The following is a 20582-nucleotide window of genomic DNA, read 5'->3' as shown; positions in this document are numbered from 1 at the left end:
TCCGGGACATGCCCGCGTCACCGCTGCAGCGCACCGACGGCACTCCCGTCCGTGCCCTCGTCGTCGACGACGAGCACGCCCTCGCGGACGCCGTCGCCCTCGCGTTCGAGGGCGACGGCTGGTCCGTGCGGGCCGTGCACCGCGGCCGGGACGTCCTGTTCGCGGCGCGGGAGTTCCAGCCCGACGTGATCGTGCTCGACGTGATGCTGCCGGACATCGACGGCTTCGAGGTGCTCGATCGGCTCCGGGACGCCCGGGACGACGTCCGCGTCCTGTTCCTCACCGCGCGGGACGCCCCCGAGGACCGGCTCGCCGGACTCACCGGCGGGGGCGACGACTACCTGACGAAGCCCTTCGGCATCGACGAGCTGCTCGTGCGGGCCCGGATCCTCGCACGGACCTCCGCCCGGGTGACGGCCGCCGCGGGCGCCTCCGAGACGACCGTCGGCGACCTCCACCTCGACGAGGACGCCCGGACGGTGAGCCGCGCTGGCGACCCGATCGACCTCACCCCCACCGAGTACGAGCTGCTGCGCCACCTCGCCCGGAACGCGAACCGGGTACTGTCCCGGGAACAGCTCCTCGCGAACGTGTGGGGCATGGACTTCGGAACGTCCTCGAACCTGGTGGACATGTACGTGTCGTACCTGCGGAAGAAGCTCGACGCCGGACGCGAGCCGATGCTGCAGACGGTCCGCGGTGCAGGGTACGTGCTCAGGCCGACGACGTGAGCCGACGGCCCGAGGCGATCCGCGCCTCCAGACCGAAGCCGACGGACCGGACGAGACGCGTGCCGTCGCTCCGGTGGCGGATCGTGGCGGCCGTGGCGCTCCTGCTCGTCGCGACCAACGTCGTCGTGGGAGCCGTGACCGTCGTCGCGTTCCGCGGGTACCTCGTGCAGCGGCTCGACGCCGAACTCTCGACGGCGGCGAACCGGACCGTCGGCGGCCCGGACGGCCAGCGGCCTCCGCCGCCCTCGAGCGCGACGGGGACGGACCCGGACAACGCGTTCATCGGCGCTCCCGGACAGTCGGCCGGCACCGTCGTCGCGATCTTCCGCGACGGGAAGGCGGTGCTCGGCGGGTACACCGACAGCGACGGAGAGCAGCACGGGCTGACCTCGGCGCAGGAGCGGACGCTCGCCGCGGTGGCCAGCGACGGCGACCCGACGACGATCGACCTCGGCACGCTCGGCACCTACCGGGTGCAGGCGGTCGGCGACGACGGTGACGTGTTCGTCACGGCGTTGCCACTCGGTGACCTCGACGCTGCGATCACCCGGCTCCTGCTCGTCATCGGCGTCGTCACCGTCCTGGGGCTGGTCATCGCCGCGTGGGCGCTGACCCTGCTCGTGCGGCGGTCGCTCCGGCCCCTCGAGCGCGTCGCGGCGGTCGCATCCGACGTGAGCGCGCTCGACCTCGAACGCGGGGACACCGCGATCCCGGTCCGGGTGGGCCCGGCCGACCTCGCCGCCAACCGTGAGGTGTCGCAGGTCGGCACCGCACTGAACCGACTGCTCGGACACGTCGCCCGCGCCCTCACCGTACGACGCGACGCCGAGGCCGGGATGCGGACCTTCATCGCCGACGCCTCCCACGAACTGCGGACGCCGATCGCCACCGTGCGGGCGTACGCCGAGCTGACCGCGTCGTCGTCGGACGTCGACGCGATGCACCGGAACGTCGACCGGATCGGGCGCGAGGCGGTGCGGATGGGCGACCTCGTCGAGGAACTGCTGCTGCTCGCGCGCCTCGACGCCGGTGCGATGGCGTCCGGGCCGGCACCCGCGCGCGAGCCCGTCGACCTGACGTCGCTCGTCGTCGAGGCCACCATGGACGCCCGCGCGACCGCGCCCGGACACCGGTGGACACTGCAGGTGCTCGACGACCACCCGCTCGTGGTGTCCGGCGACCCGCGACAGCTCCGCCGGGTGGTGACGAACCTGCTCGCGAACGCCCGGACGCACACGCCCGCCGGCACTGCGGTGGTCGTGTCACTGCAGCGGGTGGGCGACGTCGTGCGGTTCGTGGTGGCCAACGACGGGCCGCCGATCCCCGCCGAGGCCCTGCCGACGCTGTTCGACCGGTTCACCCGTGGCGAGGCCTCACGCTCCCGGGAGGCCGGGACGAGCGGCCTGGGCCTCGCGATCGTCCGGGCGGTGGTGACGGCGCACGAGGGGCTCGTCCGCGTGGCCTCGGAGCCGGGCCGCACGGCCTTCACGGTCGACCTGCCCGGTCCGGGCGCCGGCGGCGCGGGCGCGGGCGGCGCGGGCGCGGGCGGCGCGGGCGCGGGCGGCGTCGACTGAGCAGAAATCGTCGGGTCGCCGCCGTGGACTCGACGATTCCTGCTCACTCGAAGGCGGCCGCGGGACGCATACTGGGGAGCACCGGGACGAAGGGGCCACGATGACGGACGCGAACGGCTTCGCACGACTTCCGGAGCGCCCACGCGCCGACGACCTCGTCGTCGAGGTGCCCGCGTTCGAGGACGACCGGCCCCAGCCAGAGCCCGCGCCACCCGCTGCCGCCCCGGAGCTCGTCGCCGCGACCGAGTTCGCCCGGACCTCGCACGCCCGCCCCACGATCCGCCGGACGCAGATCCGCGCGGGCGCGTGGATCGCGGGTGTCCCGATCGCGGTGCTCGCGGTGATCGCCGTCGTGCAGGTCCTGCTCCCGCGCTGACCCGGGCCACGAGTCTCGGGCCCAGCGACAGTTCTCGGGTCCCTGCGCCCGAGAAGTGTCGCTCAGCACGAAACTCGGGCCCGCGCCGCCCGGGCGCGCGTTCTTAGGGACGGCACAGGCCACTGCTTCGGTCCCCGTATGCCCGCTGCCGAGCATGAGCGCATGACGGAGACGAACCAGACCCTCGACATCGACATCGTCGTCCCCTGCTACAACGAGCAGGACACGCTCGCCGCCCACGTCCGACGGCTGCACACGTTCTGCCGCACGTCGCTGCACCACTCGTGGCGGATCACGATCGCGGACAACGCCTCGACGGACGACACCGCCCGGATCGCGGACGACCTCGCCGCGATGCTGCCCGACGTGCAGGCCGTGCACCTCCCGCAGAAGGGACGTGGCCGAGCGCTCAAGGCCGTGTGGAGCGCGTCCCCGGCGACCGTGCTCGTCTACGTCGACGAGGACCTGTCGACGGACCTCGCCGCGCTCGAGCCGCTCGTGGCACCACTGCTGTCCGGCCACTCGGACGTCGCGATCGGCACACGGCTGGCAGACTCGGCGCGGGTGGTGCGCGGCGGCAAGCGCGAGTTCATCTCCCGCTCGTACAACCTGTTGCTCCGGGCCACGATGGGGGTCTCGTTCTCCGATGCGCAGTGCGGGTTCAAGGCGATCACCCGCCAAGCCGCCGAGCACGTGCTGCCGCTCTGCGAGGACGACGCGTGGTTCTTCGACACCGAGATGCTCGTGCTGGCGGAGCACGCGGGGCTGCGCATCCACGAGGTGCCCGTCGACTGGGTGGACGACGTCAACTCGTCGGTGCACATCGCCTCAACCGCGACGGAGGACCTCAAGGGCATGTGGCGGGTGTCCCGCGGCATCGCGTCCGGCCGGGTGCCGGTCGCGGACGTGTACGAGGCGATCGGGCGCCGACCGTTCACCCCGCCGCACGTCGGGATCCTCGGCCAGGTGCTGCGGTTCGGCGCGATCGGGGTGCTGTCGACGGTCGCGTTCGCCCTGCTGTACGCGCTGTTCCGACCGGCGATCGGCGCGCAGACGGCGGACTTCCTCGCGCTGCTGGTCACCGCGATCGGCAACACCGCGCTCAACCGGCGGTTCACCTTCGGGGTGCGGGGCCGGGCGGGTGCGGGCCGGCACCACGTGCAGGGACTCGTGGTCTTCGGCATCGCGTGGGCGATCACGTCGGGGTCGCTCGTGGTGCTGCACGCGACCGCTCCGACCTCGTCGCACGGTACGGAGATCATGGTGCTGACGGCGGCGAACCTCGTCGCCACCGGGGTCCGGTTCGTCCTGTTCAAGGCGTGGGTGTTCCGGGCCCGTCGGCGGCCGGAACTCATCCGCCCGGGCACGACCCCGGCCGCGGACGCGAGCACCGCGGTCACCGAGCCGATCGCCGCGGTGGACGAGCGCGCAGCCTGATCACGCGAGCGGCGGGCCGGGCGGTCGTCGCGGTGTTGCGCGGGCGGTATACCGCGCCGTAGCATCGCCTCACCGCACCACAACCCCACAGGGCCCGACTGCCACCACCGGTCTGCCCGCGGCGAGCGCTCCACTGATGCAGCCTGGCCGTCCGCTGCCGGCAACGCCCCACTGGACCCGCACACGTGAACCCCTCCTCCTTCGGTCTCTACGACCCTGCCCGCGAATCGAGCGACTGCGGCGTCGGTTTCATCACCCGACTCGACGGCACGCCGAGCCACGACGTCATCCGCAAGGGCGACGAAGCGCTGTGCGCCATCCCCCACCGCGGCGGCAAGTCCGCCGAGGGCGTCGGTGACGGTGCCGGCGTGAGCATCGACCTGTCGGTGGAGTTCTTCAGCGCGATCACCGGCGAGGAGCTCCGCGCCGGCCACTTCGGCGTCGCGAACTGCTTCGTGCCGTCCGGCGACGACGAGCGGGCCGCAGCCCAGCAGACCGTGACCGACGCCATCGAGCACGAGGGCTTCGAGCTCCTGCTCGTCCGTGACGTGCCGGTGGACCACTCGGTCGCCCGGCCGGAGGCCGAGCAGTACCAGCTGCCGATCGTGCAGTGGGTCTTCCGCGCACCGTCGGACTGGGCGCGCACCGAGGTCGACGCCGCGGCGAACCGTGCTCTGCTCGCGATCGAGGCCGTCTCGTACGGACAGGCCGCCGCCGACCACGCCGAGCACGCCGCCCTGTACCCGCTGTCGCTCAGCGCGCGGACCCAGATCCTCAAGGGACGCCTGAACTCCGGCGAGGTCATCGGCTACTTCACGGACCTGCGGGACCCCCGCCACTCGGTGCGGACGCTGTACTTCCACACCCGGTTCTCGACGAACACCGAGCCGCACCCGACGATGGCGCAGCCGTTCCGCCTGATGGCGCACAACGGCGAGCTGAACACCGACCGGAAGAACCGGCTGTCCGACGAGGCCCTGGCCCGCGCGCGCACCCGCAGCATCGTCCGCCCGCCCGGGCAGTCCGACTCGAGCCGCCTCGACCAGACCCTGCAGAGCCGGGTGTTCGACGACGGACTCGAGATCGTCGAGGCCGTGGTGTCGCTCATGCCGCCGGCGTGGGAGAACGACCGCACACTGACGCCCGACGTGCGGGACATGCTCGAGTTCTTCTCGCTGTACGAGGAGAAGAACGACGGGCCCGCCGCCGTGATCTTCAGCGACGGCGACGTCGTCGGCGCGCGCCTCGACCGCCTGGGCCTCCGCCCGCTGCGCTCGGTGCAGACCGCCGAGTACCTGATGGTGTCGTCCGAGGCCGGTCAGGTCGAGTTCGACGCCGACGAGGTCGTGCACCGCGGCCGCATCGAGGCGGGCGGCATGCTCGTCGTCGACCACCGCACCGGCACGCTGATGCGCACCCGCGAGGTGCTCGAGATGCTCGCGGCGCGCAAGCCCTACGGAGCCCTGCTCGACGCCGCCCGCGTGAACCTCGACGACCTGCCGGCGCCGGAGTACCAGCGCACGACGACGACGCTCGGCTACGACGGCGACCTGTCGCTCGCGGGCCGCTACGTGGCGTACTCGCTGAACCAGGAGAGCTTCCGGTTCATGCTCGACCCGATGCTGCAGAACGGCTCGGAGCGCATCTCGGCGATGGGCTACGGCAACGCGATCAACGCCCTGAGCGACACCGAGGGCGGCATGGCGAAGTACTTCTCGCAGCGCTTCGCCCAGGTGACGAACCCGCCGCTCGACTCGATCCGCGAGGCCGACGGCATGTCGATGCGCGTGGCCCTCGGTGCGAAGCCGGACGGAACGGGTTCCGCGACCCGGCAGCTCGTCGTGCAGTCCCCGATCCTCGGGCACCTCGACATGGTCCGACTGCGCGACCAGGACATCGTGCCGCTGGAGCGGTTCGAGATGCTCTACGTGCCCGTGCTCGGCGACGAGCAGGCCAACGCGTCCGCCGTGCGCGCCGCCGTCGACGAGCTGTGCACCGCCGTCGAGCAGTTCGCCGAGCACACCGGCGGGATCGCCGTGCTCACCGACCGCAACGTGTCGTCGACGCATGCGCCCCTCCCGGTCATCCTCGCCGTCGCCGCCGTCAACCAGCGACTCATCGAGACCGGCCTGCGGCTGCGGGTCTCCGTGGTCGCCGAGTCCGGTCAGCTGCCATCGTCACACCACGTGGCGACGGCGCTCGGCTTCGGTGCCGCGGCTGTGTACAGCCTGTCGGCACGGCTGCGTGCGGAGGAGAAGTACCCCGCCGCGCCCGCCCCGGCCGGCGAGCTGACCGCGACCGACCTCGCGCTCAAGCAGTTCCGGAAGGCCGCCGAGAAGGCCCTCGCCAAGACGATGGGTCGCGTCGGGCTCTGCACCGCCGAGAGCTACATCGGCGGCGAGTTCTTCGAACCGAACTACCTCGACACGCGTGACGACCTGTTCGCCCGGGTCTTCCCGCACATGCAGGCCCCGGTCGGCGGTGTCGGCTTCGCCCGCATCGCCCAGGCTGCGACGGACTGGCACGAGCGCGCCCGCAGCGTCGAGTCCGAGGGCCAGGTGCCCATGCTCGGTCTCTTCAAGGAGCGCTCGGACGGCGCCGGGCACTCGTTCGGCGTCGCGAGCGTGCGCGGCTTCGGCGGCATGACCGAGGAACGTCCGTCGTTCGAGCGCTCCGGCGACTCCGAGGCGCTCCGGCTCCTCACCCTCGGACAGCTCGACGACGCGTTCGGCATCACCGACACGGCGTACCGCAACACCGGGTACGACCGCCTGAGCGACGCCGAGATCGACGCGCACCGGATCACCCCGGGCTACGTCACCTTCCTGCAGACCACGCACGACGAGCGCTCGCGCCGTCCCGCGGCCCTCCGCGACGTGCTCGCGCTGCCCGCGGACGTCACCGGCATCGACACGGCAGAGGACTTCGCCCGCGAACTCGGCCGCTTCGCCACGACCGGCAACGCGAGCGTCACGGTGCGCGGTCTGTCCGGCTCGCGTCCGTCGTCGTCCGACGCTCTGCCTGGAGGCACGGAGCGCTTCCGCCTGCAGCTCACGTCGACGGGGACGACGGGTGCACTGCGCCACGCGGCCCTGGCAGACGGCCTCGCGCTGCTGCACCCCGGCCAGGTCGACGTCGACTCCGTCGACGAGACCCAGGTGACGCTGCGCGCCACCGGCACGGCGGTCGACCTGCTCGTGCTGCTCGAGAGCGCCCCGGACAGCGTCGCGCTCGACGAGGTCCAGCCGGCCCACGAGATCACCCGGACCCTCGCGTCCGGTGCGATGAGCCACGGCGCCCTCGTCGCGACCGCGCACGAGGCGGTGGCGCACGGCACGAACATGGTCGGCGGCATGTCGAACAGCGGTGAGGGCGGTGAGCACCACTCCCGCTACGGCACCATCCGCGGCTCGCGGATCAAGCAGTTCGCTTCGGGTCGCTTCGGCATCTGGGCGGGCTACCTCGCCGACCCGATGCTCGAGGAACTCGAGATCAAGATCGGTCAGGGCGCGAAGCCCGGCGAGGGCGGTCAGCTGCCCGCGCCGAAGGTCACGGTGGACATCGCCGCGGCCCGTGGTGGCACGCCCGGCGTCGAACTCATCTCGCCGCCGCCGCACCACGACACGTACTCGATCGAGGACCTCGCGCAGCTCATCCACGACTGCAAGGCCGCCCGTGTCCGGGTGATCGTGAAGCTGGTGTCCTCCGAGGGCATCGGCACCATCGCGGTCGGTGTCGCGAAGGCCGGCGCCGACGTCATCAACGTCGCGGGCAACACCGGCGGCACGGGCGCCGCGGCCGTCACGAGCCTGAAGTACGCGGGTCGTTCCGCGGAGATCGGTGTGGCCGAGGTCCACCAGGCCCTCGTCGCGAACGGCCTCCGCCAGAAGGTCACGCTGCGCTGCTCCGGCGCGCACCAGACCGGCAGCGACGTCGTCACCAGCGCCCTGCTCGGCGGCGACAGCTTCGAGTTCGGCACCACCGCGCTCATGATGCTCGGCTGCGTGATGGCGAAGAACTGCAACGTGAAGTGCCCGGCCGGCCTGACCACGAACGCCGAGGCGTTCGAGGGCGACCCACGTGCGCTCGCGCAGTACCTGCTCAACATCGCCCACGACGTCCGGCAGATCCTCGCCCGCCTCGGCCTGCGCTCCCTCCGCGAGGCCCGTGGCCGGACCGACCTGCTGCAGCTCCTCGACCACCCGGCGAGCGTCGGGCGCCTCGACGTCCGAGCGCTCCTCGCGCAGGTCCCGGAGAAGGTCGTCGAGGACCCGGAGTACCTCGAGAAGGACTTCCACACCGACGACGCGCTGCTCGAGCGGGTCCGCACGGCCCTGGTCGACCACGAGCAGGAGCACGTGCTCGTGCACGGCGTGCTGCTCGGCAACAGCGACAAGTCCGTCGGTGGTCAGCTCGGCATCGACGTCGAGCGGCTCCTCAACCACGAGCTGCGCGACAGCGACCTGTCCGGGCACCCGGCGATCACCACGGACGACCGTGGCCGCCGTCGCCTGGTGGACGGCGCGGTCACGATCCGTACCCAGGGGTCGGCCGGGCAGTCCTACGGCGTGTTCAACAACGACGGCATCGTGCTCGAGCACACCGGCACCGCGAACGACGGCGTCGGCAAGAGCCAGAGCGGTGGCCGGATCATCGTCCGAGCGCCCGGCGGCGGCAGCACCGACCAGGGCGGCAACGTCCTCGTCGGCAACTTCGCCCTGTTCGGCGCCACCGGCGGTCGCACGTTCGTCGAGGGCGAGGCCGGCGACCGGTTCGCCGTGCGCAACTCCGGGGCGAGCGCGGTCGTCGAGGGCGTCGGCGACTTCGGCTGCGAGTACATGACCGGCGGCGCCGTGTTCAACCTCGGGTCGTTCGGCAAGGGCCTCGGCAACGGCATGTCCGGCGGGTTCCTGTACCAGTACGACCCGTCCGGTCAGGTCACCGAGCGCGCGAGCACCGACTCGCTCCTCGTGTTCCCCGTCACCGACACCGAGCGCGGGTCCTTCCACGAGGCCGCCGCGCGCCTGCTGCTCGAGTGGCACCTCGAGGCGACGGGCTCGGCGCTGGCCGAGCGTCTGCTCGCCGGCTGGGAGACCACGCGCCAGCACGTGTACGTCGGCATGCCCCGCGCGCTCCTGCTCACCCAGGACGCCGGCGAGATCTTGGCCGCGGCGAGCCGGAACGAGCTGCTCGACGAGCTGGCGACCTCGATCGCGACGGACAAGCTCCGCGCGTTCAAGGTCGACTACCGCGACCAGCGTGCCGTGCTCGGCGGCCGTGCCCCGGCGCTCGGCGACCAGGGCGACGACATGTTCTCGCTCCTGTCGTCGTACACGGTGCTCGGCGTCGCGCAGGACCTCGCGCTGGAGCGGGTCCCGGGTGCCGCGGGTCCGAACGACCCGCGCGTGACCGAGGCCGTCAAGAACCTCGTCCTCACCGAGGACTTCTTCGTGAAGCAGCGCGTCGTGAAGTACCTGCGCGGCACGCTCGACCGGTTCGCGGACGACCAGCTCGCGACCCTCATCGCCATCAAGCGCCTCGACGACTACAAGCGCGCGCTCACGCAGCGGAACAACCGCAGCATGGACGCGCCGGGCACCACCGGGTGGATCATGCACCAGAACGCCAAGAACGACGGCCGCGTCCGCGAGGCCCTCTTCGACGAGCTGCTCGCGAACGCGGCGCTCGAGGACATCGCCGGCCGTGCACCGCTGGCGCCGACCGAGGCGGTGTCCCTGTGAGCCTCCTGCCCCCGACCGGATCGCTGATCCCCGTCGACGCACCGTTCTCGGCCGCCCAGGAATCCTGGCTCGCCGGCTTCATCGCGGGCATCGCCGCCGCGGGCAAGCGTGCCTCGGGCGGCGCTCCGACGACGACGATCGACGTGCTGTTCGGCACGCAGACCGGCAACGCGGAGTTCCTCGCCGACGAGCTGGTCTCCGGCGCGAAGGCCCGCGGGCTCGGCGGTCGTGCCACCGCGCTCGACGCCGTCATGCCGGAGCAGCTCGCCGGGATGTCGCACGTGCTCGTCGTCACCTCGACGTACGGCGAGGGCGAGATGCCCGACAACGCCGGACTGTTCTGGGACGCGATCCAGGCGACCACCGTGCCGCGGCTCGAAGGGCTGCAGTACGCGGTGCTCGGGCTCGGCGACACCAGCTACGACGAGTTCTGCCAGGCCGGCAAGCTCCTCGACACCCGGTTCGAACAGCTCGGCGCGACGCGGATCCACGACCGTGTCGACTGCGACGTGGACTTCGAGGACCCGGCTGTGCTGTGGACCGCCGCGGTGCTCGACCGACTCGCGGCAGAAGCGGGCGCGCAACCCGGCGCGTCCGGCCCCGCCGGCGACCCGGCCACGTCGGCGACCGCGTCCGGCGGGGCGGGCGCGAGCCGTGCCTCCAGGCCGGGTTCCCAGTGGAACAAGCGCAACCCGTTCCCGTCGAAGCTGGTCGAGAACCGGCTGCTCTCCTCGCCGCGCAGCGCGAAGGAGATCCGGCACTACGAGTTCGACCTCGGCGACTCCGGCATCGAGTACGCGGCCGGCGACGCCCTGGCGGTCGTGCCGGTCAACGACGAGGTCTTCGTCGGCGAGCTGCTCGAGCAGGTCGGCGCGAACGGCTCCGAGTCGCTGGACGGTCGACCGGTCACCGAGGTCCTGCGGACCGACCGCGAGATCCGGACGCCCTCGAAGGACCTCATCGCCGACCTCGTCCAGCGCGCACCGTCGAGCGAGCTCGCCGCGGTCGTCTCGCACGGGGACAAGCACGAACTCGACCGCTGGCTCTGGGGACGGGACGTCCTCGACCTCCTGCGCGACGCCGGTCCCGCGGCACCGGGCCTCGACGAACTGCTGCCGAACCTCCGACCGCTGCAGGCCCGCCAGTACTCGATCTCGTCGAGCCCGCTCGCGCACCCGGACCGCATCCACCTGACGATCGCGTCCGTCCGCTACGGCGACCCGCACCGCATGTACGCCGGTGTCGCGTCGACGTTCCTCGCCGACCGGGTCTCACCCGACGGCACCGTCGACGTGTACCTGCAGCCCAACGCCTCGTTCGGGGTGCCGGCGGACCCGTCCGCGCCGATGATCATGATCGGCCCCGGCACCGGCATCGCACCGTTCCGCGGGTTCCTGCACGAACGTGCGATCGCGGGAGCCAGCGGCCGGAACTGGCTGTTCTTCGGCGACCAGCACCGCGACACCGACTTCGTGTACGAGGACGAGCTCACGACGCTGCAGGAGCAGGGCGTGCTGAACCGCCTCGACCTGGCGTTCTCGCGCGACCAGGCCGAGAAGGTCTACGTGCAGACCCGGATGCTCGAACAGGGCGCGGAGCTGTACCGGTGGCTCGAGGACGGCGGGCACGTGTACGTGTGCGGCGACGCCTCCCGGATGGCGAAGGACGTCGAGTCGGCCCTGCTGTCCGTCATCGGGTCCCAGCGCGGCAAGGGCGAGGACGACGCGCAGGCGTACCTCGCCGACATGCGCCGCGGGAAGCGCTACGTCCGCGACGTGTACTGAGCCGCGTGCCCGGGGCCGTGCGACAGCCGGCTCGGCAGTGTGCGAGGTTCCGCGCTCCGTGCGAGGGGACAGGCGTCCCACCGTGCGACGGCGCGTGCGCACGCCCGACGCCGTCGTCCCGGTGCGGAACCCGAATCCGCGACCGGGACGACGGTGAGGGGGCGCTGGGGGCTGGGAGACTCCTGATCCGGGACTCCCTCGCGCGACGCGTGGTTCCCCCCTCGACCGCCGGCGGACCCGTTCCGGCTCCCTGGGCCGGCGCGGACGCTCGCGGTGACACACAACCTACGGCCTTGCACGTCCGTGCGGAACCCGTTGACCGGACACACGGGTCGTGCTAGCGCCCCGAGCCGTCCGGTGCGTCGCCCGGCACCACGGCTCGCGACCACGCCGAGTCCTCCGCGGTGCTGGTGTCCGGCGGCTCCGGGGTCAGGACCAGGCCGGAACCGGAGGTCGCGGCCGCGTAGAGCTCCTCGAGCCAACTGCGGTTGATCGAGGGGACGCGGCTGCCGGAGAACTTGAAGTGCAGGCTCACGTCCGGGTGGAGCCAGATCGCGCTCCGGCCGTCGCCGCGCAGGACGTCGTCCTTCCACGAGAACACGAAGCGGTGTTCCCGACGGAGCAGGTTCACGATGACGATCTGCAGGTGCGTCAGAGCGCGGTCGTCCACGGCGAGGTCGAGCTGTTCGCCCGCGTAGATCAGATGGCCCATGTGTCCTTGTACACCGGACGGGCTGTCAGCCGAGCCGGTCCGCCCACGCGGTGACCTGCTCGTCGAACCAGACCGCGTCCGCGTTGCGTTCCCAGGCGTGCTCGGCCGGCGCGCTCACCGCGAGCGTGACCGTGTCCGGGTGGCGCGACGCGAACTCCTCGCTCACGGCGAAGGGCACCGTGGTGTCCCCCGTCGAGTGCACGAGCAGCACCGGGGGCAGCGCCGGTGGACGCCGCAGCCAGGACAGCGTCCGGACGTCGACGCGGGACCGGAGCCCGACCGCACGGCAGAGCAGCGGGGACGCCATCGCACCGAGCGCCGCCCCGACCACGACACCGGGCACCCCGGCACGGGCGGCCTGGGAGCGCACGGTGGCCTCCCAGTCGAGCGCGGGTGCCACGAGGACGACCCCGGCTACGCGGTCCCGGTGCGCCGACCTGCCGAGCAGTTCGTGGGTGATCGTCGCGCCCATCGACCAGGCCACGACGACGATCCGTTCGGCACCGTGGGCGACGGCGTGGTCGAGCGCGGCGTCGACGTCGGGCCACTCGCGAGCGCCGAGGTGCGACGCGCGGCCCTCCCGCGGGGCCTCACCGTCACCGCGGAACGAGGGCACGATCGAGGTCCAGCCGAGCTCCAGGGCAGCGGGGACGGTCCGGAGTGCGGTCACCCGGGTGGTCCGGATGCCGTGGACGTGCACGGCCCAGGTGCGCGAGGACCGGTCGGCGCCGTCGGACGGTCGGACGATCCACGCCGGCGCCGGTCCGACCGGGGTGTCCAGCGCGACCTCGGACCAGTCGACCCCCATCGCGGCAGGGTCGGGGTGCACGTGCCCGCTCCACCGCACCCGGGACCCCACGTCACCGGTGGTCCGCAGAACGGCGCGTCGCACGGTGCCCGCGGACTCATCGACCTCGAGCACGGGTCCGACGGTGGTGTGCCCAGCGCCGTCGTGCCACAGGCCGTACTCCCCTGCGTGCAGGGTGTCGTCCGTGATCGGCAGCAGCACCGAGTCGTCCGAGACCTCGAGCACCGGGGTCCAGCGGTCCGTCCCGGGCAGGACGATCCGCCCCACCACGGCCCGGACCACCAGGAGGGACGCCGTGAGCACCACCACCAGTCCACCGAGGACCCACCACACGATCGTCACCCGCGAACGATACCGAGGAAGCCGTTGCGGAGCGGTTCCGACGGGCGTAACGTGCAACCAAATGGTTGTACGAATCGAACTGAGCGATGCCGAGGTCGACCGGGTGTTCCACGCGCTGGCCGATGCGACGAGGCGCGACATCGTCCGTCGCACCCTCGTCGGCGAGGCGTCCGTGAGCGAGCTGGCGGACGCCTACGCGATGTCGTTCGCCGCCGTCCAGAAACACGTCGCCGTCCTCGAAGGAGCAGGACTCGTGACCAAGGAACCCCGGGGACGCACCCGCATCGTGCGCGCCGAACCGGGACAGATCGACCGGGTCCGCGGGCTGCTCGACGCCTACGCCGACCTCTGGCGCGGGCGGATCGACCGCCTCGACGCACTGCTGGGAGCCCACCGCGCGCCGCGGAGCGACCAAGACGCAGACCACGCGCCGCGCAGCGACCACGACCGAGAACAAGGGAGCCACTGATGCCGACCACGTCCGTCCACACCGATCCCGAGGAACTCACGATGACCCTCGTGGCCGAGTTCCCCGTCCCCGTCGAACGCCTCTGGGGTGCGTTCGCCGATCCGCGCCAGCTCGAGCGGTTCTGGGGTCCGCCCGGGTTCCCCGCCACGTTCACGTCGTTCGACCTCCGCCCCGGCGGCCGCGCCGACTACCGGATGACCTCACCGCAGGGCGAGCGGTTCCACGCCCTCTGGCAGGTCACCGCGGTCGAGGAACCCGAGCGGATCACCTTCCGCGACTTGTTCGCCGACGCGGACGGCACGGTCGACGAGTCACTGCCGGCGAGCGAGACCGTCCTGTCGTTCGAGCGCGTCGGGGAGGGCTCCCGGGTCACGGTGCTGACCTCGTTCGCGTCCTCGGCCGACCTCGACGCCATGATCCGGATGGGCATGCTCGAGGGCTACGAGCAGGCGTTCGGTCAGCTCGACACCGTGTTGGCCGACCTGCGCGAGTACGCCCTCGGCAAGGGCACGGTCACCGACGTCGTCGACGACACGCACGTCGCGATCACCCGCGCGTTCGCAGCGCCGCGGCACCTGCTCTGGCGCGCACACACCGAGCCGGAGCTCATGCGGCGGTGGCTGCTCGGCCCGGACGGGTGGGAGATGACGGTGTGCGAGAACGACCTGGTCGTCGGCGGCTCGTTCCGGAACGCCTGGGCCCCGGTCGGCGACACCGAGGGCGAGGCGTTCGGCTTCGAAGGCGAGAACCTCGTCATCGAGCCCGAACGGCGGATGGTCAGCACGGAGCGGATGACCGGCGCGCCGTTCCCCGCGAACGTCAACGACCTGCAGTTCGACGAAGCGGACGGCGTCACGCTCATGACGCTGCTCATCACGTACCCGGACCAGGCGCAGCGGGACATGATCCTGGCCACCGGCATGACCGACGGCATGGAGGCCAGCTACGCGCGTCTGGAACGCGAGGTGCTGACCGCCGCGGCGTGAGCACGAGACGGACTGGAGGCGCGTGGCGGGCCCGCACCGCGCCTCCAGTCCGTCTCCGGTTCGGGTGGAACCGCGAAAGCGACAGATCGCGCGCAGTGGCCACGTCCGGCCCGCGGAAGCGACAGATCCCCGCGGATGTTCCGCGGGGATCTGTCGCTTTCGCGAGGGGGTGCGAGGGGGTCGCGTCAGGCCGAGGCGGTCGCCTCGTAGCGGCGTGCGCCGCCACGCACGCCGGCGAACCGGTACGGCGCAGCCGTGACGTGCGGACGCTCGACGTCCTCGCTCGTCGCGGCACCCGCGGCGTGCAGCTCCCGGTACGCGTCCACCGTCAGCGGTACCCGGGCCGCGAGGAGGTCGCGGACGCGCCCCTGCCGACGGTGCTCCCGGTACGCCGGCTGGACGATGCCCGTGATGAGCTCGCCGACGCTGCCCGAGCCGTAGCTGAAGAGGCCGATCCGCTCCCCCGCGAGGTCGTCGTCGAGGTCGAGCAGCGCCGCGAGACCGATCCAGAGCGACGCCGTGTACGTGTTGCCGGTCTGCTTGTTGTACGTGAAGCCGAGCGCGAGTTCGGTCTCGTCGAACGGGACGCCCACGTGCTGCGTGAGCTTCCGGTGCGCCTTGAGCGCCATCTTCGTGAACGGCTGGTGGTGCACGAAGCGCACGATGTCCTCGTACGCCGGGCCGCCCTGGGCCGCGAGGTCGTCCCACGCGCCGACGAACGCGTCGACGTAGGCACTGACCGACAGGCGGCCGTCGACCAACGCGGTGGACCGGTCGTTCGGGCGCCAGAAGTCGTCGACGTCCGCGGTGAAGACACCCGCGGCGGGCTCGATCTCGATCAGGTCGGGGTCGGCGGCGATCAGGATCGCGGCGGCGCCGGCGCCCTGGGTGGGCTCGGCGGCGGTGTCGACGTCGTAGCGGGCGACGTCGGCGGCGATCACGAGCACACGTTCCTGCGGTGCACGAGCGACGATGCCGAGGGCGAGCTGCACGGCAGCGGTCCCGCCGTAGCAGGCCTGCTTCAGCTCGACCACGCGGACGTTCTGCGGCAGGCCGAGCAGACCGTGCACGAACACCCCGGCGGCCTTCGACTGGTCGACGCCGGACTCGGTCGCGAACAGCACCGTGCGGATGCCGTCGACGCCGTGCCGGTCGACGAGCTCCTTCGCCGCGGCGGCACCCATCGTGACGATGTCCTCGTCGGGTGCTGGCACGCTGAAGGCGTCCTGCCCGATGCCGACGTGGTACTTCGCCGGGTCGACGCCGAGGCGCTCCGCCAGGTCGTCGAGCTCGAGGACGTGGTGCCCGGTCGCGACGGCGAGGTCGTGGATGCCGATGCGGGTCATGCTGCGCCTCCGGCGGGCTTCGAGCCGCGACGCTCCATGGCGACGTGGGCGGCCATCAGCTCGCCCGGGTTGGTCTGCGCGGCGAGCAGCGAGAGCTCTCCGCAGAGGACCGTCGCGGCGCACAGGGCGGCGAGACGGCGGGCGTTGGCTCCGGGTTCGCGGTCTTCCCGGCAGCCGAGGCGCACGAGGGCGTCCTCGACGACGGGCAGATCGCCGCCCTTGCCGTTGCCGACCGTGCCGACGATGAGGTGCGGCAGCGAGGTCGAGAAGTACAGGTCGTCGCCGCGGACGTCGGCGGACGTGATCCCCTGCGAGCCCTCGACGATGTTCGCGGCGTCCTGCCCGGTGGCCAGGTAGAAGCCGAGGAGCATGTTCGCGTAGTGCGCGTTCGCGGAGCGGATGGCACCGGCGATGGTCGAGCCGACGAGGTTCTTCGCGACGTTCAGCTCGGCGATGCGCTCGGGCGTGCTGCGGAGCCGCTTCGACACGATCTCGCCCGGGATCACGATCTCGGCGATCGTGCTCCGACCGCGGCCACGGATGCCGTTCACGGCGGTGGCCTTCTTGTCGGTGCAGAAGTTCCCCGAGACGGACACGTAGCGCAGGCCCGGCTCCCACGCGAGGATCGCCGGCAGGAGCTTGTCCGCCGCCTGCGTGACCATGTTGTGCCCGGAGGCGTCGCCCGTGGTGAACGCGAAGCGCAGGAACAGCAGGTCCCCGACGATCTCCGGGTGCACCTCGATGAGCTTGGCGAAGCGGCTCTGCCCGGCGACGATCTGCTCGAGCTCGTCCTGACGGGCGAGGATGCGCCCGGTCGCGAGGTGCGCGGCTGCGGCGCTGTCCGCGCGGACCACCACGGAACGGGTCATGCGCTCGTCGACGACGGTCGAGACGATGCCGCCCTCGACCATGCGCGAGATGCGGGCGCCACGGCCGACGGACGGCCAGAGGGGCGACTCGTACGTGGCGAGCGGCACCTCGTGCTCGCCCTCCACCGCGTTGCCGCTGATGCGGATCGGCCCCACCCACTTCGTGGGGATCGGGGTCAGCAGGTCGGTCATTCGACGCTCCCTTCGGGCGCTTGCACCGCGACGCTGAGGTGTCTGATGTCGTGCGCCTCCCAGGCGCGGTGGATGCCGGCGAGGTCGGTGTCGGCCGGGACGAGCGCGATGCCGCAGTCGCCGCCGCCGGCACCGGACGGCTTCGCCGCCCCGCCGGCCGCCTCGACGACGTCGCACAGGGTGGCGAGGCGCTCGGTCTCGATCTGCGACCCGACGGACGTGCCGAGGCGCTGCAGCAGCACGCGCGCGCGACGCAGGGCGTCCAACGTCATCGACGCGTCGCCGGTCTGGAGGCCCGTGGTCAGGTCGTCGACACAGGTGCGGCTCTCGTCGAGGAACGCCTGGTACCCGCCGTTGCGGTGTCGACGGACGACGCCGACGAGCTTCGTGGTGGACGCCGGCGAACCGGTCCAGCCGACGAGCAGCTCGAGGTTCTCGGGCGCGGGCAGCCGCTGGACGTCGAAGCCCTCCCACGCGTCCGCGTCGGTCAGGATCTCGGACACCGTCCGACCGTCGAGCATGCCGGCGAGGTGCTCACGGTCGGGCGCGCTGTACCGCAGCCAGCCGCCGAACGTGCTCGCTGCGAGGTCGCCACCGGACGCTCGCGGGTTCACCCGGATGGTGGCCAGGAGGGCGACCTGGAACCGCTGTCGCTGGGACAGACCGAGTCCGTAGAAGCGGTCGAGCGCGCCGACGGTCGCCACGGTCACGGCCGCCGACGACCCGAGCCCGAACTTCCGGCCGCTGGCGTCGTCGAGCTGGCTGTGGATGCGCAGGTCGTGGAAACGCGGGGCGATGCCCCGTTCCTGCCGGAGCTTCTCGACCAGGTCGATGGTCGCCATCACGTAGTCGTACGGGTGGTGCTCGGTGTCGAGCGCGATGCCGTCGTCCGCTCGCGTCCACGTCACGGGGAGGTGCCCGTACTCCTCGGAGTGCACGCTGCCCGAGCCGTGGCCCTCGGTCACCCGGGCGGTGATGGCGCGATCGAGGGCGATGAGCACGGACGGCTGCCCCGGCTCGACGACGGCGTACTCCCCCGCGACGAACAGCTTGCCGTGGGCGCGGAACTCGATCACTCGGCGCTCTCCTCCTGGTCGGGGACGACACCCGGCTCGGGCGTCCCCGTTCCTTCGGAGCGGACGAGGCGCGCGCCTGGTCCGGTGCCGGACTCGATGACGTCGCCGAACCCGGCCAGCGCCGACGCGACGGCACCACGGTCCTCGGGCTTGGTGAGCACCACGACGTTCGGCCCGGCGTCGGCGGTGGCGTAGGCCTCGACCCCTGCGGTACGGAGCTCGGCGACCGCGTCGAACACGGCGACGCTGCGGGCGTTCAGGTAGCGGATCGGGGGGAACGCGCCCTCGATCGTGGCGTGCATGCGGAGAGCGTTGCTCTCGGTGATCTCGCCGATGCGGGTGAAGTCCCCGGCGGCGCACGCGTCGAGCATGTCGCCGACGGTCTCGGTGGTCGAGGTCACCCAGGCCGGGTAGAACGGCGACGTCGCGATGGTCCGCCGCATGGCCTCGCGCGACCCGATGGGCTTCGGGCCGGCGTCGATCGTCACGACGACCATCGCCATCGGCGGTGCGGGGATCGGCTCGGCGTAGGAACCCTGGTCGTCGCCGGCGTGCCAGACCGCCACCCCGCCGGGGATCGACCGCGTAGCCGAACCCGAGCCACGGCGGGCCAGGCGGGAGAGATCGCGCGGGGACAGGTCGAGGCCGAACGCCGCGGAGGCCGCCGTGGCGAGCGCCGCGAAGCCCGAAGCGCTCGAGGCCAGGCCGGCACCGGTCGGCACCGTGTTCTCGGACACGACGCTCGCGCGGGCGTCGCTGCCGGCGAGGTCTCGCACGAGGTCGAGGAACTCCCGGACCCGCACCAGCGCAGCGTCCTCGACGACGCGACCGTTCAGGGTGAACGCATCACGCGCCTCCAGGCCGTCACCCGACCCGCCGTCCACCGTGACGGTCGTCGTCGTCGGGAACACGTCGAGTCCCATCGACACGCTGCCGGTGGCCGGCAGCGCGAGGGACGCGTCCGCCTTGCCCCAGTACTTGACGAGGGCGATGTTGGGGTGCGCGACGGCGGTGGCGGTCATCAAGCGCGGGCTCCGATCGTGGTGGTCCAGGTGGCTGCGGCACCTGCGCCGCGGAAAGCGGCCGCGATGCGGTCCGCGTGGTCGCCGTCCGTGGCGAGGGCGAGGACGCATCCGCCGCGCCCGCCACCGGTGAGCTTCGCGCCCAGGGCGTCCGCAGCACGTGCGGCGCCGACGAGTCGGTCCAGGTCGTCGCTCGACACGTCGAGGGCGGTGAGGAGGTCGTGCGCGGCGTCCATCGTGGCACCGAGTCCCTGTGCGTCGCCGTCCACGAGCGTCCCCCGGGCACGTCGGGCCAGCGCGCCGATGCGGTCGACGACGCCGTCGACGGCCGCCGGGTCCGCGTCGTGTCGTTCCCGGACGGCGGCGACGGCTTCGCGGGTGTGGCCGGGGACCCCGGTGTCGGCGACGACGAACGTGAAGGGTGCGCCGAGCTCGACCGGTTCGATGCGGCCGGCCTCGAACCAGACGGGTGCGTCCGCGACGACACCGCGTGCGTCGAGGCCGGACGGACGGCCGTGGGCGACGCGCTCGCACGCCTGGATGAGCTCGTGGTGCGCCTCGACGTCGAGCGTCTCGCCCAGTGCGTCGGCGACCGCTGCGGTCACGGCAGCTGCGACGGCGGCGCTCGACCCCATCCCGCGGGCGGTGGGCACGTCGCTGTCGACCCGGACGTGGAAGCGGCGGTCCGTGACCCCGAAGTGCTGGAGCGTCGCGGTGACCGCGGTGACGGTCGGCATGACGGCGGCGGGAGCGAGGTCGAGGGGGCCGGTGTGGACCGCGGACTCGAGGTGGTGTCCCTCGGTGTCGTCGATCGGCGTCACCGTCGCGACCACCACGGCATCGATGACCGGCAGCACGAGCGCGGGTGCGCCGTAGACCACGGCGTGCTCCCCGATCAGGATCGTCTTGCCGTGGGACGACGCCCTACCGGTGCGGCGAGTGGTGCCGGCTCCCGTGGTCGCTGAGTTGTCGAGGTCGTTGCTGGTCATCGTGGGTCACGTCAGCCTAACCGTCCGGACCATGCGCGCGCTCGACGGTGTCCGTACCCCGGCCGTGAGCCGGCTCCACGGTCGTGCGGGAAGGTTGTGCGGGAAGGTTGTGCACAACTGAGTTGCGT

Annotated in this window: 15 protein-coding genes; 8 read left to right on the top strand and 7 right to left on the bottom strand. The window is 72.2% G+C overall.

Annotated elements, in window-relative coordinates; translation table 11 throughout:
* Positions 1-8 precede the first annotated feature (8 nt).
* The 6 genes from FS532_RS05385 to FS532_RS05360 all read left to right on the top strand — a co-directional run bounded on the left by FS532_RS05385 (position 9) and on the right by FS532_RS05360 (position 11643).
* Positions 9-731, top strand: coding sequence for a response regulator transcription factor (locus FS532_RS05385; RefSeq protein ID WP_144751136.1), 723 nt, complete (start codon positions 9-11; stop codon positions 729-731).
* Positions 728-2305 carry a sensor histidine kinase gene (locus FS532_RS05380; RefSeq protein ID WP_144751134.1) on the top strand — a complete coding sequence of 526 codons (1578 nt, stop codon included), beginning with the start codon at positions 728-730 and terminating at the stop codon, positions 2303-2305. The genes FS532_RS05385 and FS532_RS05380 overlap by 4 nt, the downstream gene beginning before the upstream one ends.
* Before the next feature lie 100 nt (positions 2306-2405).
* Positions 2406-2681, top strand: coding sequence for a hypothetical protein (locus tag FS532_RS05375; RefSeq protein WP_144751133.1), 276 nt, complete (start codon positions 2406-2408; stop codon positions 2679-2681).
* Positions 2682-2843: 162 nt separating this feature from the next.
* Positions 2844-4118, top strand: a complete 1275-nt coding sequence (locus FS532_RS05370) for a bifunctional glycosyltransferase family 2/GtrA family protein (RefSeq protein ID WP_144751131.1) — start codon at positions 2844-2846, stop codon at positions 4116-4118.
* Between the two features lie 185 nt (positions 4119-4303).
* Positions 4304-9859 (top strand): glutamate synthase-related protein, encoded by a 5556-nt coding sequence (locus tag FS532_RS05365; protein WP_144751129.1) that lies wholly within the window; start codon positions 4304-4306, stop codon positions 9857-9859.
* Positions 9856-11643: a sulfite reductase subunit alpha gene (locus FS532_RS05360; protein ID WP_144751127.1), complete on the top strand. Its 1788-nt coding sequence runs from the start codon at positions 9856-9858 to the stop codon at positions 11641-11643. The genes FS532_RS05365 and FS532_RS05360 overlap by 4 nt, the downstream gene beginning before the upstream one ends.
* 337 nt (positions 11644-11980) lie before the next feature.
* Here the strand turns inward: FS532_RS05360 and FS532_RS05355 are convergent, their stop codons facing one another.
* Positions 11981-12355 (bottom strand): DUF7882 family protein, encoded by a 375-nt coding sequence (locus tag FS532_RS05355; RefSeq protein ID WP_144751125.1) that lies wholly within the window; start codon positions 12353-12355, stop codon positions 11981-11983.
* Positions 12356-12380: 25 nt separating this feature from the next.
* Positions 12381-13505 (bottom strand): alpha/beta hydrolase family protein, encoded by a 1125-nt coding sequence (locus FS532_RS05350; protein WP_144751123.1) that lies wholly within the window; start codon positions 13503-13505, stop codon positions 12381-12383.
* Positions 13506-13566: 61 nt separating this feature from the next.
* Between FS532_RS05350 and FS532_RS05345 the strand changes: the two genes are divergently transcribed.
* Both FS532_RS05345 and FS532_RS05340 read left to right on the top strand, forming a co-directional pair.
* Entirely contained in the window at positions 13567-13974 is a 408-nt protein-coding gene (locus FS532_RS05345; RefSeq protein ID WP_144751121.1) for an ArsR/SmtB family transcription factor, read from the top strand.
* Positions 13974-14960, top strand: coding sequence for an SRPBCC family protein (locus tag FS532_RS05340; RefSeq protein ID WP_144751119.1), 987 nt, complete (start codon positions 13974-13976; stop codon positions 14958-14960). The genes FS532_RS05345 and FS532_RS05340 overlap by 1 nt, the downstream gene beginning before the upstream one ends.
* Positions 14961-15145: 185 nt before the next feature.
* On the opposite strand, the gene FS532_RS05335 is transcribed toward FS532_RS05340, so the two are convergent.
* Genes FS532_RS05335 through mvk form a run of 5 tightly spaced genes read right to left on the bottom strand, consistent with a single transcriptional unit; the run spans position 15146 to position 20454 of the window.
* Positions 15146-16306 (bottom strand): hydroxymethylglutaryl-CoA synthase, encoded by a 1161-nt coding sequence (locus FS532_RS05335; RefSeq protein WP_144751117.1) that lies wholly within the window; start codon positions 16304-16306, stop codon positions 15146-15148.
* The gene (locus FS532_RS05330) at positions 16303-17367 is read right to left on the bottom strand and encodes a hydroxymethylglutaryl-CoA reductase (RefSeq protein WP_144751115.1); all 1065 of its coding nucleotides are present in this window, start codon (positions 17365-17367) and stop codon (positions 16303-16305) included. Before FS532_RS05330 ends, FS532_RS05335 begins: the two co-directional genes overlap by 4 nt.
* The gene (locus FS532_RS05325) at positions 17364-18443 is read right to left on the bottom strand and encodes a phosphomevalonate kinase (protein ID WP_144751113.1); all 1080 of its coding nucleotides are present in this window, start codon (positions 18441-18443) and stop codon (positions 17364-17366) included. The genes FS532_RS05330 and FS532_RS05325 overlap by 4 nt, the downstream gene beginning before the upstream one ends.
* Positions 18440-19465: a diphosphomevalonate decarboxylase gene (gene mvaD / locus FS532_RS05320; protein ID WP_260852574.1), complete on the bottom strand. Its 1026-nt coding sequence runs from the start codon at positions 19463-19465 to the stop codon at positions 18440-18442. Before mvaD ends, FS532_RS05325 begins: the two co-directional genes overlap by 4 nt.
* On the bottom strand, positions 19465-20454 hold the full coding sequence (gene mvk / locus FS532_RS05315) for a mevalonate kinase (RefSeq protein ID WP_144751109.1): 990 nt from the start codon (positions 20452-20454) through the stop codon (positions 19465-19467). Before mvk ends, mvaD begins: the two co-directional genes overlap by 1 nt.
* Between the last annotated feature and the right edge of the window lie 128 nt (positions 20455-20582).

This window comes from Curtobacterium pusillum (assembly GCF_007673235.1).
Classification (GTDB): Bacteria; Actinomycetota; Actinomycetes; order Actinomycetales; family Microbacteriaceae; genus Curtobacterium; species Curtobacterium pusillum_C.
Note: the sequence above shows the minus strand (reverse complement) of the source record. Positions and strands in the feature narration are given on the sequence as shown.

What these genes read in the sequence shown, in the direction of transcription:
- mvaD (WP_260852574.1), bottom strand. Translation starts at nt 19,465, where the DNA reads ATGACCGCCACCGCCGTCGCGCACCCCAACATCGCCCTCGTCAAGTAC.
- FS532_RS05345 (WP_144751121.1), top strand. Translation starts at nt 13,567, where the DNA reads ATGGTTGTACGAATCGAACTGAGCGATGCCGAGGTCGACCGGGTGTTC.
- FS532_RS05370 (WP_144751131.1), top strand. Translation starts at nt 2,844, where the DNA reads ATGACGGAGACGAACCAGACCCTCGACATCGACATCGTCGTCCCCTGC.
- FS532_RS05385 (WP_144751136.1), top strand. Translation starts at nt 9, where the DNA reads ATGCCCGCGTCACCGCTGCAGCGCACCGACGGCACTCCCGTCCGTGCC.
- FS532_RS05335 (WP_144751117.1), bottom strand. Translation starts at nt 16,306, where the DNA reads ATGACCCGCATCGGCATCCACGACCTCGCCGTCGCGACCGGGCACCAC.
- FS532_RS05330 (WP_144751115.1), bottom strand. Translation starts at nt 17,367, where the DNA reads ATGACCGACCTGCTGACCCCGATCCCCACGAAGTGGGTGGGGCCGATC.
- FS532_RS05375 (WP_144751133.1), top strand. Translation starts at nt 2,406, where the DNA reads ATGACGGACGCGAACGGCTTCGCACGACTTCCGGAGCGCCCACGCGCC.
- FS532_RS05340 (WP_144751119.1), top strand. Translation starts at nt 13,974, where the DNA reads ATGCCGACCACGTCCGTCCACACCGATCCCGAGGAACTCACGATGACC.
- FS532_RS05355 (WP_144751125.1), bottom strand. Translation starts at nt 12,355, where the DNA reads ATGGGCCATCTGATCTACGCGGGCGAACAGCTCGACCTCGCCGTGGAC.
- mvk (WP_144751109.1), bottom strand. Translation starts at nt 20,454, where the DNA reads ATGACCAGCAACGACCTCGACAACTCAGCGACCACGGGAGCCGGCACC.